Source organism: Chryseobacterium indologenes (assembly GCF_001295265.1).
Taxonomy (GTDB): domain Bacteria; phylum Bacteroidota; class Bacteroidia; order Flavobacteriales; family Weeksellaceae; genus Chryseobacterium; species Chryseobacterium indologenes_A.
The window spans coordinates 59,798-75,462 of the sequence record NZ_LJOD01000005.1; the positions used below are offsets into that span (position 1 = coordinate 59,798).

14 protein-coding genes are annotated in these 15,665 nt (G+C 38.5%); 6 read left to right on the forward strand and 8 right to left on the reverse strand.

The annotated features are described in order from the left end of the window. Position 1: 1 nt before the first annotated feature. The 3 genes from AOB46_RS09250 to hutH form a co-directional block, all read right to left on the reverse strand. A complete protein-coding gene (locus AOB46_RS09250; protein WP_062698594.1) occupies positions 2-1,222 on the reverse strand; it encodes a beta-ketoacyl-[acyl-carrier-protein] synthase family protein in 1,221 nt (406 codons plus the stop codon). 104 nt (positions 1,223-1,326) lie between these two features. Beyond that, the gene (gene fabG / locus AOB46_RS09255; RefSeq protein WP_062698595.1) at positions 1,327-2,058 is read right to left on the reverse strand and encodes a 3-oxoacyl-ACP reductase FabG; all 732 of its coding nucleotides are present in this window, start codon (positions 2,056-2,058) and stop codon (positions 1,327-1,329) included. A gap of 79 nt (positions 2,059-2,137) precedes the next feature. Then, on the reverse strand, positions 2,138-3,658 hold the full coding sequence (gene hutH / locus AOB46_RS09260; protein ID WP_062698596.1) for a histidine ammonia-lyase: 1,521 nt from the start codon (positions 3,656-3,658) through the stop codon (positions 2,138-2,140). A gap of 98 nt (positions 3,659-3,756) precedes the next feature. On the opposite strand from hutH, the gene AOB46_RS09265 reads away from it, so the two are divergent. Then, positions 3,757-5,013, forward strand: coding sequence for an NAD(P)/FAD-dependent oxidoreductase (locus AOB46_RS09265; protein WP_062698597.1), 1,257 nt, complete (start codon positions 3,757-3,759; stop codon positions 5,011-5,013). Between the two features lie 36 nt (positions 5,014-5,049). Here the strand turns inward: AOB46_RS09265 and AOB46_RS09270 are convergent, their stop codons facing one another. From AOB46_RS09270 to AOB46_RS09290, 5 genes are all read right to left on the reverse strand, one after another. Beyond that, positions 5,050-5,652: a hypothetical protein gene (locus tag AOB46_RS09270; RefSeq protein WP_062698599.1), complete on the reverse strand. Its 603-nt coding sequence runs from the start codon at positions 5,650-5,652 to the stop codon at positions 5,050-5,052. A gap of 137 nt (positions 5,653-5,789) precedes the next feature. Beyond that, positions 5,790-6,395 carry a hypothetical protein gene (locus AOB46_RS09275; RefSeq protein WP_062698601.1) on the reverse strand — a complete coding sequence of 202 codons (606 nt, stop codon included), beginning with the start codon at positions 6,393-6,395 and terminating at the stop codon, positions 5,790-5,792. 63 nt (positions 6,396-6,458) lie between these two features. Continuing rightward, entirely contained in the window at positions 6,459-7,058 is a 600-nt protein-coding gene (locus AOB46_RS09280) for a hypothetical protein (RefSeq protein ID WP_062698603.1), read from the reverse strand. Between the two features lie 23 nt (positions 7,059-7,081). Further along, positions 7,082-8,374 carry a phenylacetate--CoA ligase family protein gene (locus AOB46_RS09285; protein ID WP_062698605.1) on the reverse strand — a complete coding sequence of 431 codons (1,293 nt, stop codon included), beginning with the start codon at positions 8,372-8,374 and terminating at the stop codon, positions 7,082-7,084. A gap of 146 nt (positions 8,375-8,520) precedes the next feature. After that, the gene (locus tag AOB46_RS09290; RefSeq protein ID WP_062698607.1) at positions 8,521-10,209 is read right to left on the reverse strand and encodes a M23 family metallopeptidase; all 1,689 of its coding nucleotides are present in this window, start codon (positions 10,207-10,209) and stop codon (positions 8,521-8,523) included. A gap of 448 nt (positions 10,210-10,657) precedes the next feature. Here AOB46_RS09290 and ileS point away from each other — a divergent pair, with 448 nt between their 5' ends. The 5 genes from ileS to AOB46_RS09315 all read left to right on the forward strand — a co-directional run bounded on the left by ileS (position 10,658) and on the right by AOB46_RS09315 (position 15,665). Then, the gene (ileS, locus tag AOB46_RS09295) at positions 10,658-14,053 is read left to right on the forward strand and encodes an isoleucine--tRNA ligase (protein ID WP_062698610.1); all 3,396 of its coding nucleotides are present in this window, start codon (positions 10,658-10,660) and stop codon (positions 14,051-14,053) included. Between the two features lie 59 nt (positions 14,054-14,112). After that, entirely contained in the window at positions 14,113-14,493 is a 381-nt protein-coding gene (locus AOB46_RS09300; protein ID WP_002983772.1) for a TraR/DksA family transcriptional regulator, read from the forward strand. Positions 14,494-14,572: 79 nt separating this feature from the next. Further along, positions 14,573-14,818: a DUF6576 domain-containing protein gene (locus AOB46_RS09305; protein WP_062698612.1), complete on the forward strand. Its 246-nt coding sequence runs from the start codon at positions 14,573-14,575 to the stop codon at positions 14,816-14,818. Positions 14,819-14,835: 17 nt separating this feature from the next. After that, positions 14,836-15,027, forward strand: coding sequence for a DUF2683 family protein (locus AOB46_RS09310; protein WP_062698614.1), 192 nt, complete (start codon positions 14,836-14,838; stop codon positions 15,025-15,027). Further along, on the forward strand, positions 15,027-15,665 hold the full coding sequence (locus AOB46_RS09315; RefSeq protein WP_062698616.1) for a lipoprotein signal peptidase: 639 nt from the start codon (positions 15,027-15,029) through the stop codon (positions 15,663-15,665). The genes AOB46_RS09310 and AOB46_RS09315 overlap by 1 nt, the downstream gene beginning before the upstream one ends.

A 15,665-nucleotide genomic window follows, 5' to 3' on the forward strand; every position in this document is an offset into this window, starting at 1 on the left:
TTTAATCAAATTTTTTAACAATTAATGCGGAATTGGTTCCCCCAAATCCGAAAGAATTCGACAAAAATACATCAATTTTTTGATTTTTCGTTTTTGGGACTAAATTTATCTTTTGAGCCTCATTATCAGGATTTTCCAGATTGATATTTGGTGCCACAAAATCATTCTGCATCATCAGAATAGAGTAGATCACCTCGCTTGCCCCTGCCATCCAGCATTCATGTCCGGTCATTGACTTGGTAGAGCTAACCGGAACTTCTCCTCCAAAGATCTCAAAAATAGCTTTTGCTTCGTTGGCATCCCCAATCGGGGTAGATGTTGCGTGAGCGTTGATATAATCGATATCCTCAGGCTTTAGTCCGGACTGCTTTAAAGCTCTGTCCATGGCCAGAGCCGGCCCGTCTACATTGGGAGTTGAAATATGTCCGCCATTGGAAGAGAATCCGTATCCGATGATCTCTGCAATGATTGGAGCTCCTCTTTTCTGCGCTGATTCCAGGCTCTCTACTACAAGGGAAGCTGCTCCTCCACTTGGGATAAGCCCGTCTCTTCCTGAATCAAATGGTCTTGAGGCTTTTGTAGGTTCGTCTTCTCTTACTGAAAATACGCCTAAGCCATCAAAGCTTGCCATAGAATATTTATTGGTTTCCTGTGCTCCACCGCAAATGATCATATCCTGGAAACCGTTTTTGATCATCATATAGGCCAGTCCTAAAGAGTGTGACCCGCTGGCGCAGGCTGCACTAATGGTAAGATTGATTCCTTTCAGCTTGAATATCGTTGAAAGGTTCATCGTTACGGTAGAGTTCATTGATTTGAAGATCGCTCCCGATCCCATCAATGTTGTATCTTTCTTTTCTCGTGCAATATCTATGGATTCCACTACAGCCTGAGAAACACTGTCGTTTCCGTATAAGATCCCTACTTCATGGGTATCCAGAAATTCCTGGTCTATGCCGGCCTGCTTTAAAGCGTCTATAGTGGCCAAATATGCATATTCGCTTTCTTCCCCCATACTTACGCGCTGGCGTCTGTTAAGGAGATTCTTAAGATCCGGTTTCGGAACTACACCGGTAAGCCCGGATCTGAAACCAAATTCTTTTCTTTCCTGTACTAAAGCAATACCGGATTTTCCTTGATATAGGGATTCTTTTACTTCTTCCAAAGAGGTCCCGATGCAAGAATAAATTCCCATTCCGGTAATTACAACCCTATTTTCCATTGGCTATATTCATTTAACAATGTATCAGTTGAACAGTCTACTCTTATTTTTATTGTATGAATATTTTATGCTATCCTGATACTTTGTTATCTTGTTTATATTATTTATGAGTAAATTCCACCGTTAATATTCACCACTTCACCAGTAATATAGGAAGCTTTTCTTGATGCTAAGAAAGCAACCAGATCGGCAACTTCTTCCGCCTCGCCAAACCTGTTGGCAGGAATCATTGCCTTAAGCTCTTCTTCGTTGAAATCCTGGGTCATATCTGTTTTGATGAATCCCGGAGCTACTGCATTTACGGTGATATTTCTCTTGGCGACTTCCTGGGCAAGTGCTTTTGTTGCTCCTACCAGGGCTCCTTTTGCAGCAGAATAATTGGTTTGCCCGGCCGTTCCTTTTACTCCGGAAACTGAAACCATATTGATGATTCTTCCGTATTTGTTACGAAGCAGCTTCTGGATAAAAAAGTTGGTTACATTAAAAAACCCGTTCAGACTAGTGTTGATAACACTTGTCCAGTCTTCATTCTTCATCCACATGAATAGTCCGTCTCTGGTAATTCCGGCATTATTTACAATGACTTCTACCAAGGCTTCAGGATTATTGTCCTGCCATGTTGTAAGGACATTTTGAGTTTCTTCGGCATTGGCTACATCAAACTTAAGAATTTCTCCTGTAGCACCAAGCTCCTGTACTTTAGCTAATGTTTCTTTAGCTGCAGCCTCATTGGAAGCGTAGTTAATCAGTATATGATAGTTCTTTTCTTCCGCCAGTTTCAGACAGACAGCTCTCCCGATACCTCTGGAGCCGCCCGTTACAATTGCACATTTCATGTGTTAGCTGTTTAGTTTTAGTTTTTTTAAGTTAATTTTTAAATCCCTGGTTTTATTGACAACCCAATCTGGTTAAGAGTTACATTGCCTTTAAATATTTTTTAACCTCTTCCAGATACGGATACATCACCATATCGCTGGAGAATGCCGGAATCATCTTTCTGATTTCGTCATAAAGCTCTTTGGTAGAAGACGAAACCTTATCCTGGAAACCAAGATATTCAATAGCCTGAATGATGGTAATGGCTTCAATAGCCAATACTTCAAATGCATTTTCTATTACTTTTCTGCAGATAACCGCAGCATTAGTCCCCATGCTTACAATATCCTGGTTATCATTATTATTAGGAATACTGTGTACATACATGGAGTTTGACAGCATCTGGCTTTCCGCGGTGGTAGATGTTGCCGTAAACTGAACCCCCTGCATTCCGAAATTGAACCCTAATTTACCTAAATTTACAAAAGGAGGCAATATTTCGTTGATCTTCGCATTCAAAAGGTAGTTCAACTGCCTTTCAGCAAGCATCGTCAGTTTGGTAACCACGATTTTTAATTTATCCATTTCTAAAGAGATATAATCTCCGTGGAAGTTTCCTCCATGGTAAACGTGCTGGTCTTCTACATTGATAATGGGGTTATCATTTGCTGAGTTGATCTCATTTTCAAGAACATTTTCAGTATATTCCAGTGTATCCAGAACCGGACCCAGGATCTGAGGAACACATCTCAATGAATAATATTCCTGTACTTTTTCTTTAAATACTTTTTCCTGTTCTTCAAAATGGGTGTAAAGATGGTCTTCTCTTTTTCTGATCAGCTTACTGTCTGCCAGATATGCTCTCATTCTTTCAGCTACTTTCTGTTGTCCGTAATGTTTTTTGGTACCGTTCAGCGCTTCAGACAGGTGATCATCATAAGCCTGTACAATTTCATTGATGGCACAGGAAAGCCTGATGGAGATCTCTGTTAACTGATTGGCTTTATAAGCATTCACAATACCTATTCCGGACATCACGGAAGTTCCGTTCATTAAAGCAAGTCCTTCACGGATTTCTACTTTTATAGGTTCCAGCCCTTCTGCTTCAAAAACTTCCTGGGTCAGCTTTCTTTCACCTTTATAAAAAACCTCCCCTTCTCCGATAAGTACTAAGGCCAGGTGGGCAAGCTGTACAAGGTCTCCGCTGGCTCCCACTCCTCCGTGTTCAAAGATAAGCGGTGTAATATCTCTGTTGATTAATTCTGTAAGCAGATGTACCACAGACTGATGTACTCCTGAATTGCCCAGCGAAAGGGTATTCAGTCTTGCCAGCATACAGGCTTTTACTTCCTGCGCAGGCAAAGGGTTACCGATTCCTGAAGAGTGGCTTCTGATCAGGTTGTACTGAAGCTGGTGTGTATCTTCATCACTGATCTTGAACTGTGCCATTGGCCCAAATCCTGTATTAACACCATATATTACTTTATTCTTCGAAAATTCTTTTAAAAACTGAAAACTTGTCTCCACTCTGTCTAAAAGTTCCCCGTCCAGTTCTATTTTTTCGTTTTCAATAATGATCTTTTGAAAATCCTTCAGTTGTAAAAAGTTATTTATTTTCATCAATTAAAAGTAATAGTTGATAATTTTGTAAAATATTAATTATTTGTCACTAATTTTGCGGCAAAGATAAAAGTTATTATTAAAATAAAAAATCAAAGATGAGCAAAGAATTTGTTGATGTTCTCGTAATCGGTGCTGGACCTTCCGGATGCGTATCTTCTTCATACTTAAAGAAGAACAATATCAGCGTAAAAGTTGTCGAAAAAACAAAATTCCCAAGACTGGTAGTCGGAGAAAGTCTGATCCCAAGGGTAATGGATCATTTTGATGAGGCCGGTCTCTTTCCTGCTTTGGATAAAATGGGTTTCGAGAAAAAGCTGGGGGCCCGTTTCCTTCGCGGCGATGAAGTCTGCATTTTTGATTTCAGCAACAAGTTCGGAGAAGGCTGGGACTGGACCTGGCAGGTTCCGAGAGCTGATTTTGATAATACTTTGGCTCAGGAAGTAATCAACAAAGGAATTGATCTTGAATTTGAAACGGAAGTAGTTGGGATTGAGTTCAACGGAACAGATTCTGTGACTACCGTAAGAACCAAAGACGGGGTAACAAAAGAAATACATGCTAAGTTTGTAATTGATTCAAGCGGATACGGAAGAGTGCTTCCACGCCTGTTGGATCTTGAAAAACCTTCAAAATTATCTCCCCACTCCGCTATTTTCTCGCACGTAAAAGATATTAACCGTGAAGAAGGTGAAGAAGGAACGCTGATCTCTTTTGACATTATAGAAACGGAAGTATGGCTTTGGGTAATCCCATTCTCTAACGGAAATACCAGTTTAGGAATCGTAGGCCCTACGGAATACATTGAAAAGCTTTCTGAAAACGGAGATACCACGGAAGCATTGAGAAAAGCAATTTCTCTTTCCGATTATTACATCAAACGTTTTGGTGATGTGGAATTTCTTTTTGAGCCGAGACACCTGAAAGATTATTCATGCTCTGTAAAAAAATTATACGGTGACGGATTTGCGTTAACCGGAAATGCTTCGGAATTCCTGGATCCTGTTTTTTCATCGGGAATGGCTTTTGCTACAGAATCCGGAATGCTGGCGGCAAAACTGGCTTTAAGACAACTTAACGGCGAGAAAATTGACTGGCAGACGGAATACACAGATTATATTTTATACGGGGTTGATGTGTTTACCACTTATGTAAAGGAATGGTACACCGGAAATCTCCAGGAACTGTTTTTCCATCAGCCTGAAAACCCGGATGTAAAGAAAAAGATATGTGCTGTACTGGCCGGATATGTCTGGAACAAAGAAAACCCTTTTGTGAAGAAACACGACACTGTGATTAAGAATCTTGCCAACCTCATCAAGCTTGAAAAGGAGCAGCAGCAAGAACCATCATAAAAAAAGCGGTCTGAATGTTCAGACCGCTTTTTTTGTTTATTTAGTGAGCTTTTTAACTATTTTCCCCAATTCCTTCCCTGTGGCTTCATAAGCCCCGGCTATCCTTCCGTATTCCCAAACAAAATCCTTATTCTGTGGCTTCCCCAGAATCTTGTCTCCTGCTAATTTCATCACCACTTTTTCAGGATGATCGGTTTCCACAAAAATAAGATCGGAAGTCAGTTTTCCTTCCTGTCCTATCAATCCGCCATGCCATCCTGCATAGATCCATTTTGTATCGATAATCAGTGTATATTTTGTTTTAACATCACTTTTAAAGGCAATTTTTTTTGACTTTCCGTTGATTCCTTTGAAAAAGTAGTCTATATATTGTGATTTTTTAAAATTTTCCCACTCTGCAATCCATTTACCCCAGGCTTCTTCACCTTTTTTGGCTAAAGTTTCCGCTTTTCTTTTTTCAAGATATTGAGTTTCTGTCATGTTTTCAGCCTGAAAAAGCGGATTATTCCATTTCATCTCAACATTCACTTCTGTCTGATCTTTTAAGAAGTCCAGATTACCCCATTCATAGTTTATTTGATTCTGGGCATAAACTGTTGTTACAAATGCTATAAACAATAGCAATAGTAATTTTTTCATAGTTATTAATAATATTTTTAAATTTTAAAACTGCAAATATAAAAAATGTCCCTTTATAAAAATGCTTCAGGCAGCCTTCTGTTATACCTCCTGGGAAACGGCATAAAAAAAGACCGCTACTGCAGTCTTTATGATGATTATTTTACTTCTCTTTCAATTTTCTGAGCGAGTGTCTTTCCTGTTTTGGCAAAGCCTTCTCCTATTCTTGTTTCGTTGTTGAAATTGCTTCCCCACTGATCTCCCGGCGCTTCTATACTTTCTATATCACACAGTACTTTTTTCGTAGCGCTGTCAACAAAAGTAAGCTGTGTTGTTACTTTTGCAGGCTGCTTCATGATTCCTGCATCCCAACCCGGATACACCCATTTTACTTTTACCATCAAGGTGTACGGGCCGCCGGCATTTTCTTTAAGCTTAGTATTGATATTTTCTTTGGAAAGAACTTTGTTGAATACCATGATAAATTTAGGGTTCCATAGTTCTTCTTTGCTTCTTTCCCATTGTTTTTTCCATATATCGCCGGAGCCTTCGTTTTTCTTGTTCAGTTCTTCAATTCTTCTGGGAATATATTCTGTTTCTGTGAAGTTTTCTTTTAATAATTTCATTTCTGAATAATCAAAAACAACATTTACGGTTTCAACTCCTTTTAAGAATTTAAGATCTCCGTTCTGGATTTTCATTTTTTGAGCCATCGCTGCGACTGAGATGGTCATAGCAAGCACTAATGATAATAGTTTTTTCATAGTTGATAATTTTTTTAAGGATACAAATTTACATTAAAGACTGTTTTTATTGGAAATCCTTCGTTATTTTTTGGTATAGTGTTCCACTTTCATAGCAAGCATTTTAGCTGTCTTTGCGTAACATTCAGCCATTCTGTGGTTATGATTAGGAACTCCGAAGCCGTTGTCACCAGTAGCTTTTATTCCTTCCACTACCATTAAAACACGATCGGGGTTTTCTGTTTCTACAAAGGTCATTGTACTGTTGAGCAGTGAAGGATCACTTGCGAGAGGCATAAATGCACCCATATAAATCCATTTAGGTTCAACGATAAGGGTATATTTGGTTTTTTCGAAATGGGTTGAAGCCTCAATTCTGGTATTTTTATTCCATGATGTTAAAAACTTCTCTGGGAAGATTTTTGTTTTGGTTAATTCCCAGTCAGTTTTCCATTTTTCAGCTTCTTCTTTTCCTTTAGAGTCTTCTATTTCGTTCATTCTTTTGGCAATGAACTCCTCTTCTGTAAAATTTTTTCTTTCAAAGGTAACTCCTTCAAATTTAAAAACTACTTTTAAGAATTTTTCACCTTTTAAAAAGTTATAGTCTCCGGAAATAACTTTTACTCTCTGTGCCGTTAATGCTACTGAAAATATAAGCAGTAGAAATGTAAAAAAATTTTTCATGGTTATCTGTATTGGTTATTGTTTTACCTTAAATCTATAAATGTAATCGGCTTTCTGCTGTTGGGGTGAAAAACTGTTTTTGATAAGATTTCGAAATCAATCACTTCAATTTTCGGGCTTACTCTTAGCTTTGCACGGAAATGGTCTCTGACTTCATTCACAAAATTTTCATGACTGCTCTCGGTACTCAGCCTGATGATAATTTCATCCAATCCTATCTCATTGGACTGAATAACAATCTGATAGCATAAAATAGTATTGAAATCATTTAAAATATCATTCATTGCAGGCGGATACAGCGTTGTTCCTTTGTATTTAATCATCTGCTGTTTTCTACCCACAACCGGTCCCAATCTCAGGGTATTTCTTCCGCATTTACATGGCTCATAATGTGCTTTCACAATATCTCCGGTCCTGAAACGCAGCAGAGGAATTGCTTCTACTCCTAATGTTGTTATGGTTAATTCTCCGTTTTCCCCTTCATTTACAGGTTCTTCATGATCATTTAAAATTTCTGTGATGATGAGTTCCGGATGGTGGTGTCCCCCGATCTGGTATTCACATTCTGTAAAAGCCGTGCTCATTTCCGTTGATGCATACGTAGAGAACAATTTGATATTCCACTTTTCTTTAATCTTCTGGGAAAGAATATTATCTGTAAAATCCTGATTTTTGATACTTTCTCCTATACAAACTGCGCCGTATACACTGGAATTTTTATAATCAAGACCATGCTTTTCAGCATAATCAATCATTTTCAGGAGGAAGGAAGGAACCGTAATCAGATATTTAGGTTTATATCTGAAAATAGAATCCCATTGCAGTTCAGGAATACCCGGCCCCATTCTCACTACACTGGCTCCCATTTTTCTCAGGCCTAAAAAGTAGGCAAGGCCAGCCATGAACCGTTTATCAATTGTTGTAATCATCTGCACAACATCTCCCTTCTGAATTCCTGCACAGGCAAAAGAAATGGCTTCATTATAAGCCAGTCTTTCCAGATCACTGTCAGACAACCCGAAAGTCACAGGATCTCCTAAAGTTCCTGATGTAGTGCTGTAATCAACAATTTGGGTCTGTGGGATACAGAAAAAATCATCGTTATGCTGCTGCAGGTCATTTTTTGTTGTTGTCGGAATTTTCCGAAGATCTTCTAATGTCCGGATCTCTACAGGATTGATATTGTTTTCCTTGAATAGTTTCTGATAAAAAGGTGAATTTGCTTCAAGATAAGTCATAAGTTCCTGAAGCTTCTGCTCCTGAAACTTTTTTATTTCCTGAATGTCTGATTTCTCGATAGCCGGATGAAAGTCCAATGATTTTAATTTTGGACAAATTTATTAAATTGTAGAATGTATTCAGACAAAATGTATTAATGATTTTCAACTGTACATTTATACAAGCCTTTGCCTGTTATCATTCATCCTGTATAACCCTGCGATAAAAAGTTTCTACTCCTGTATTATCTTTGAAAAGTAAAAGTTTGCGTATTGATATTCCCGGCTGTATTGATTGTTGTCACTTTTAATGTATGCAATCCGGATCCTTTAGGGCATTTTTCATCAAAAATATATACAAAATCATCCTTTACGCGGGCAAACCTAAGCCATTTCCCATCCAGCTCCGCACGGAAAGAAACAATGTCGCCAACTTTTGTACTTCCTTTCAGTCTCAAAGACCCTCCATTCATCAGCACACCATCTTTCCAGCCGGGAGAAACAGAAGGCAGGCTGCTATCCAGAACAAGCTTTGCTGTACCCAGTCGGTTAAACTTTCCTTCTGCCCAGTCTCCATTCCAGCTTCCTTTTATAGCTTTTGTATCACTTCCATAATCCAGCAGGATAATCACTTTCTCTTTTTCTTCTCTGCTTAATTTTCTGCCGGGCTTAATTTTCAGTATATAATCATCGTGAACCGGAATATATGGATTGTGAAGAACTATAGTATTGGAAACCGAACTTGTTCCTGCATCCGGTTTTTCATACATATTGAAATTTACTGCATCATAAATCTCATTTTTCCCCAACCTGAGTTCCGCATTTTCTGAGGAGATTGTCTTTTCCTGATCAGGCATTATGGTCGTATTCGTGGAAGAAACTTTATCATTAACTTTACTTAACTGAACTTTTGTCATCAAGCGGCTTGTGTTTCCATTCACATCTTTCAGAATAATTTCAATATTATGGATTTCTTCATCCTGAAGACTGATAATTCCTGATAAATCGGGAAGACTGTAATTTTGAAGCTTCATACCCGGTAAGGAAGATAAATGCTGGATCGCCGTTTTATCTCTCATAAATTTAGTGTAATCTATACAGCCATTCAGATAGCGGGTATCATCATAGCTTACTTTGTCGATAGAAAAACCATAGATCAGTTTTCCATCCATTAGCAGTTCTGCCTGATAAATTCCCAGATTAAACCCCTGATTGGCTTTATCTACAGCTTTAATTCCCAAACTTATTATTGGTGAGCTAACTTTCATTACATCAGCAGTATAATTATTTCCTGATTTTTTAACCACTACTCCATTTGCTCCCGGTTCATAGGTACTGAAACGTCTGTCATACCAATACAATCTGCTGATTATCGGGGCTACATGATCAGGAATATTGAAGCCGAACAGTAAAGGATTCAGGCATTCTTCCGTTTTGGTATCCCGTATTTCAAAGTGAAGATGCGGGCCCGCCGAACCTCCTGTATTTCCGCTTAAAGCGATCAGCTGTCCTTTCGTTACAGGAAACTGCCTAGACTGGAAAGTAATATCCTGTTCCCATTGTTCGTCTTTGTACTGTTTCTCTTTGACATATTCCTCCAGCTTATCATAATATTTGTTTAAGTGGGCATACACTGTTGTATAGCCATTCGGATGGGTAATGTACACTGCATTTCCAAAGCCGTATCTTTCAACTTTAATCCTGCTTACATAGCCATCTGCGGCTGCAACTACTGATAAATTTTCCTGGCTGTTCGTTCTCAGATCCAGACCCATATGAAAGTGATTGGTACGGACTGCACCAAAATTGGCGGCAAGCTGCATGGGAATATTCAGAGGGTTTCTGAAATAGTTTTGGGGATAATGATTCTGGGCATAGATGATGATAGTGTGGAGAAAACCAATAATAAGCATCAATTTGGAAAAGATTTTCATACTGCATTTGGGTTTTTAGGTCTACATTAAATATACGGGTATTCAAGCAATGATCGTGCTATTTTGTTCCCGTGTTCTAAGTGATTTAAATTTCCCTCAGAACATGCAGATAATTATTTATAAATAAGGTTACAGGTTTTGAACCCTATAGCGTTCTACAACATAAGGAAAATGTTTTTCCCATCAAATAATACGCTGTATCTAAAAAAGATCTTGGCTAAAGCCAATGGATTATTTTTTATTTTTCAGGAACCCTAATTTACCTGTGAACAACAGTATTAAAGTTCACCCAGTTACCATTCACCATTCACTTTTTGCCATTCCCTGCATTTATATTTCTGAGATTGAAGTTTTTAATAGAAATTACCTAAATAAAACATATCTTATAAACCGACAAAATTCACTAAATTTGCAGACTTAATTAATCAACGATATTGAGATATTTACAATGAGCCAATTTAAAGAATACAAAAACCTCAACCTTATTGACGTAGCCGACAATGTAGCGGAATTTTGGAAACAGAATAAAACGTTTAGTAAAAGTGTTGAGATTCGCGAGGGCAATCCCGAGTTTGTTTTTTATGAAGGTCCGCCTTCAGCAAACGGTATGCCCGGAATTCACCACGTAATGGCCAGAGCATTAAAGGATATTTTCTGTCGTTTCCAGACGCAGAACGGGAAGCAGGTTTTCCGTAAAGCGGGCTGGGATACACATGGACTTCCTGTGGAACTGGGCGTAGAAAAGGAATTAGGAATTACCAAAGAAGATATTGGCAAAAAGATCTCTATTGAAGACTACAACAAAGCGTGCCGTGAAGCGGTAATGCGTTATACAGGGGTGTGGAACGACCTTACCGAGAAAATCGGGTACTGGGTAGATCTTGAGGACCCATACATCACCTACAAATCCAAATATATGGAAACCGTATGGTGGCTGCTGAAGCAGTTGTATAACAAAGATTTGCTGTACAAAGGATATACTATTCAGCCTTATTCCCCGAAAGCAGGAACAGGTCTTTCTTCTGCGGAATTAAATATGCCCGGAACGTATCACGATGTTTCTGATACAACGGTTGTAGCACAGTTTAAGGTTAAAAAAGATTCATCTGCTTTATTCAACGATGTTGATGGAGATGTACATATCCTTGCATGGACAACAACTCCCTGGACGTTACCATCCAACACTGCTCTTACAGTAGGCCGAGATATTGAATATGTTTTGGTTAAAACATTCAACCAATATACATTTGAGCCGATCACTGTTGTATTATCCCGTGTTCTTTTACCGAAAGTATTCGGTAAGAAATATACTGAAGGTACAGATGAAGATTTTGCCAATTATACTCCGGAAGTTAAAGTCATTCCATTCAGAATTTTAAAGGAATTTACAGGAGAAAAACTTGTTGATACAAGATACGAACAATTAGTTCCCTGGTTTACACCCAATGACAATCCTGAAAATGCTTTCAGGGTAATCTTAGGTGATTTCGTTACAACTGAAGATGGTACGGGTATCGTACATACAGCTCCCACATTTGGTGCTGATGATGCCAGAGTAGCCAAAATGGCTCAGCCTGAGATCCCTCCGATGTTGATAAAGGATGAAAGTGACAATCTTGTTCCATTGGTAGATCTACAGGGTAAATTTATCCAGGGGGAGAATGTGCCTGAAGTATTTTCAGGGAAATATATCAAGAACGAATATTACGATGAAGGTACTGCTCCAGAGAAGTCCTGGGATGTGGAGCTTGCCATCTTGTTGAAAACAGAGAACAAAGCCTTCAAAGTAGAGAAATATGTTCACTCTTACCCACATTGCTGGAGAACGGACAAACCTGTATTATACTATCCGTTGGATTCATGGTTTGTAAAGATGACTGCTGTAAAAGACAGGTTAGTAGATCTGAATAAAGAAATCAATTGGAAGCCAAAATCTACAGGAGAAGGCCGTTTTGCCAATTGGCTCGAAAACGTCAACGACTGGAACTTGTCCCGTTCAAGATACTGGGGGATCCCTTTACCGATCTGGAGAACAGATGACCTGAAAGAAGAAAAGATCATCGGATCTGTGGAAGAGCTGTACAATGAGATCGAAAAATCTATTGCTGCGGGCTTTATGAAGGAGAATCCATTTAAAGGTTTTGTGATTGGAAACATGTCTGAGCAGAATTATGCTTTGGTTGACCTGCACAAAAATATCGTTGACCAGATTATCATTGTTTCAGAATCAGGAAAAGCAATGAAGCGTGAAAGCGATTTGATTGACGTTTGGTTCGATTCAGGCTCCATGCCATATGCTCAATTGCATTATCCTTTTGAGAATAAGGAAATGATTGATAACAACAAAGCATTCCCTGCTGACTTTATTGCAGAAGGGGTTGACCAGACCCGTGGATGGTTCTATACGCTTCATGCGATCGGAACGGCTGTTTTTGATTCTGTTGCCTATAAAAATGTAATGAGTAACGGACTTGTTTTAGATAAAAACGGTCTGAAAATGTCAAAATCCAAAGGAAATGCCGTAGATCCGTTCGAAACTCTATCCATATATGGTCCTGATGCAACGAGATGGTATATGATTTCCAATGCAAACCCATGGGAAAACCTGAAGTTTGATATTGAGGGAATTGATGAGGTAAGAAGAAAGTTCTTCGGAACCCTTTACAATACCTATTCATTCTTTGCTTTATATGCAAATGTTGACGGCTTTAACTACTCGGAAAAAGAAGTGGAAAACCGTCCGGAAATCGACCGATGGATCCTTTCCGAGCTGAATCTTTTAATTAAAGAAGTAAAAGCATTCTACGAAGATTATGAGCCGACCAGAGTAGCAAGAGCCATCAATATTTTTGTTAATGATAATTTAAGTAACTGGTATGTAAGGCTGTGCAGAAGACGTTTCTGGAAAGGAGATTATTCTGATGACAAAATCTCTGCTTACCAGACTTTATATACCTGCCTTGAGGTAGTGGCTAAACTGTCTGCTCCAATTGCTCCGTTCTTTATGGATCAATTGTATCAGGACTTAAATAAAGTAACAGGAAAGGAAAACTGTGAATCTGTACATTTAACGGATTTCCCTGTAGCCGATGAAAGCTTAATTGATGAAGACCTGGTTGAAAAAACCCATCTGGCTCAGACCATCACAAGTTTAGTATTGTCCATCAGACGTGCAGAAAGCCTGAAAGTAAGACAGCCGCTTCAGCGAGTTCTGATCCCTGTTCTGGATAAGAAAACAGAAGAGCAGATCTTAGCAGTGGCAGACCTGATCAGGCAGGAAGTAAATGTTAAAGAATTACAGTTGATTAATGCTGAAGAAGCATCCCATTTAATTGTAAAACAGATAAAACCGAATTTCAAAGCGCTGGGTCCTAAACTGGGCAAAGACATGAAAACGGTAGGCGGAGAGATCACCAACTTTAGTGCAGAGCAGATTTCCACTCTTGAAAAAGAAGGAAAAATCAATATCCAGGGGTATGAAATTACGCTTGATGATGTAGAAATTTCAACAAAAGATATCCCGGGATGGACGGTTACCTCCGATGGAAAAACGACAGTGGCACTAGATTTGACGTTAACCGATGAGTTAAAATCTGAAGGAATCGCAAGAGAATTCATTAACAGAATTCAGAACCTGCGAAAAGATAAAGACTTTGAACTGACAGACCGCATTCATATCTTCATTGAAGAAAACTCACCTTTCCTTGAAGATATTAAGAAAAATGAGGAATATATTTCATCCGAGGTCTTGTCAAATAAAATAGAAATTGTATCTTCACTTTCAAATTTTAACGAAATCGAAATAGATGAGGTTAATTTTAAGATAAATATCGAAAAAAGTTAACAGGTAGTTATTGTATTTCAAATTCCATTTCATAATTTTATTAAAAAAGAGAAAAGAATATGTCAGACGAAAGAGTTAGATACAGCGATGCTGATTTACAGGAATTTAAAGCGATCATTAAAGAAAAAATAGAAAAAGCTGAAAAAGATCTTCAGCTGATCAGAGAAAGCTTCATCAATGACCAGAATAACGGTACTGATGATACTTCCCCTACTTTCAAAGCTTTTGAAGAAGGAGCTGAAACACTGAGCAAGGAGCAGAACTCTATTTTGGCAGGAAGACAGGAAAAATTCGTGCGTGATCTTAAGAATGCGTTAATCAGAATCGAAAACAAAACGTACGGTGTATGCAGGGTAACAGGAAAATTAATTCCAAAGGAAAGACTTTTAGCCGTTCCTCATGCTACGCTGAGCATTGAAGCGAAAAATATGCAGAAATAAGCCGTAAGGTTTGTAAAATAATATTGGGTTTATATCGTATTCACGGATACTTTATAAACCTAATTTTTAATATAACCCCATGAGCGAAGTCATTATTTTAGTTATTATCGTTGCCGCTGCCCTGCTGTTCTTCAACAGGGAATGGATCAGGAACAGATTTTTTCCGGTTCAGCATAAAAACTATACTATTGATGATCAGTTTAATTCTGACAAACGTGAAAGGGAAAAAGAAATTGACAAACTTTTAAGCAAAATGGGCAAAAACGGAATCAATGACCTCTCTGCTAAAGACAGAAAAAGGCTTGATGAGCTGTCCAAAATGTAAAAATTTAAAACAAGACAATGGAATCTATCATAGTACATCCTAAAAACTCTATGGAGCTTAATGCCCTGAAAAGTGTATTAAAAGAAATGAATATCAAGTTTGAAAAAGCTCATAGCAAAGATGCCTTTTATGGCAAAGCAGCCGGGAAAGTAACCGATAAAAAAAATGCGAAACCCGCTTCAAAACCGTCAAAACCTAAAGGACTGTAATGAAAAAGATCTTAGCGATAACATTTTTAGTGTTATTAATTGACCAGGCTTCAAAAATTTACATTAAAACCCATTTCAACCTGGATGACAGCGTTTCTGTTTTTCCGGGCTTTAAACTTACTTTTGTAGAAAATCCCGGAATGGCTTACGGGCTTCATTTCGGAGGAGTTATCGGAAAATATTTCCTGGTAATCCTGAGACTGTTCCTTATTGGAGGAATGGTATACATGTTTAAAAAATGGCTGAAAGAAGGCGCTTCCAATTATCTTTTAATCCCCATGGCAATCATCTTTGCCGGTGCCATCGGAAATATTATCGACGGGATGTTCTATGGACTGATTTTCGACAGCGGAACGGTTTATGACCCAAGTATCGACCGGTGGATAGGTTACGGAGGAGTTTCCAAGTTTGTTCCTTTTGGCAACGGCTATTCTGCCTTTATGAAAGGCTGCGTGGTAGACATGCTACACTTCCCGCTGGTAGACTGGAATGTTCCTGAAAGTGTTCCTTTGATAGGTGGTAAACATATTGAATTCTTTAAGTACATTTTCAATGTTGCCGACTCTGCAATTACCATAGGCGCCGCTTTATTGTTAATCTTCAGAAAAAAAGCTTTTCCAAACGGCCTTGAATTTTAA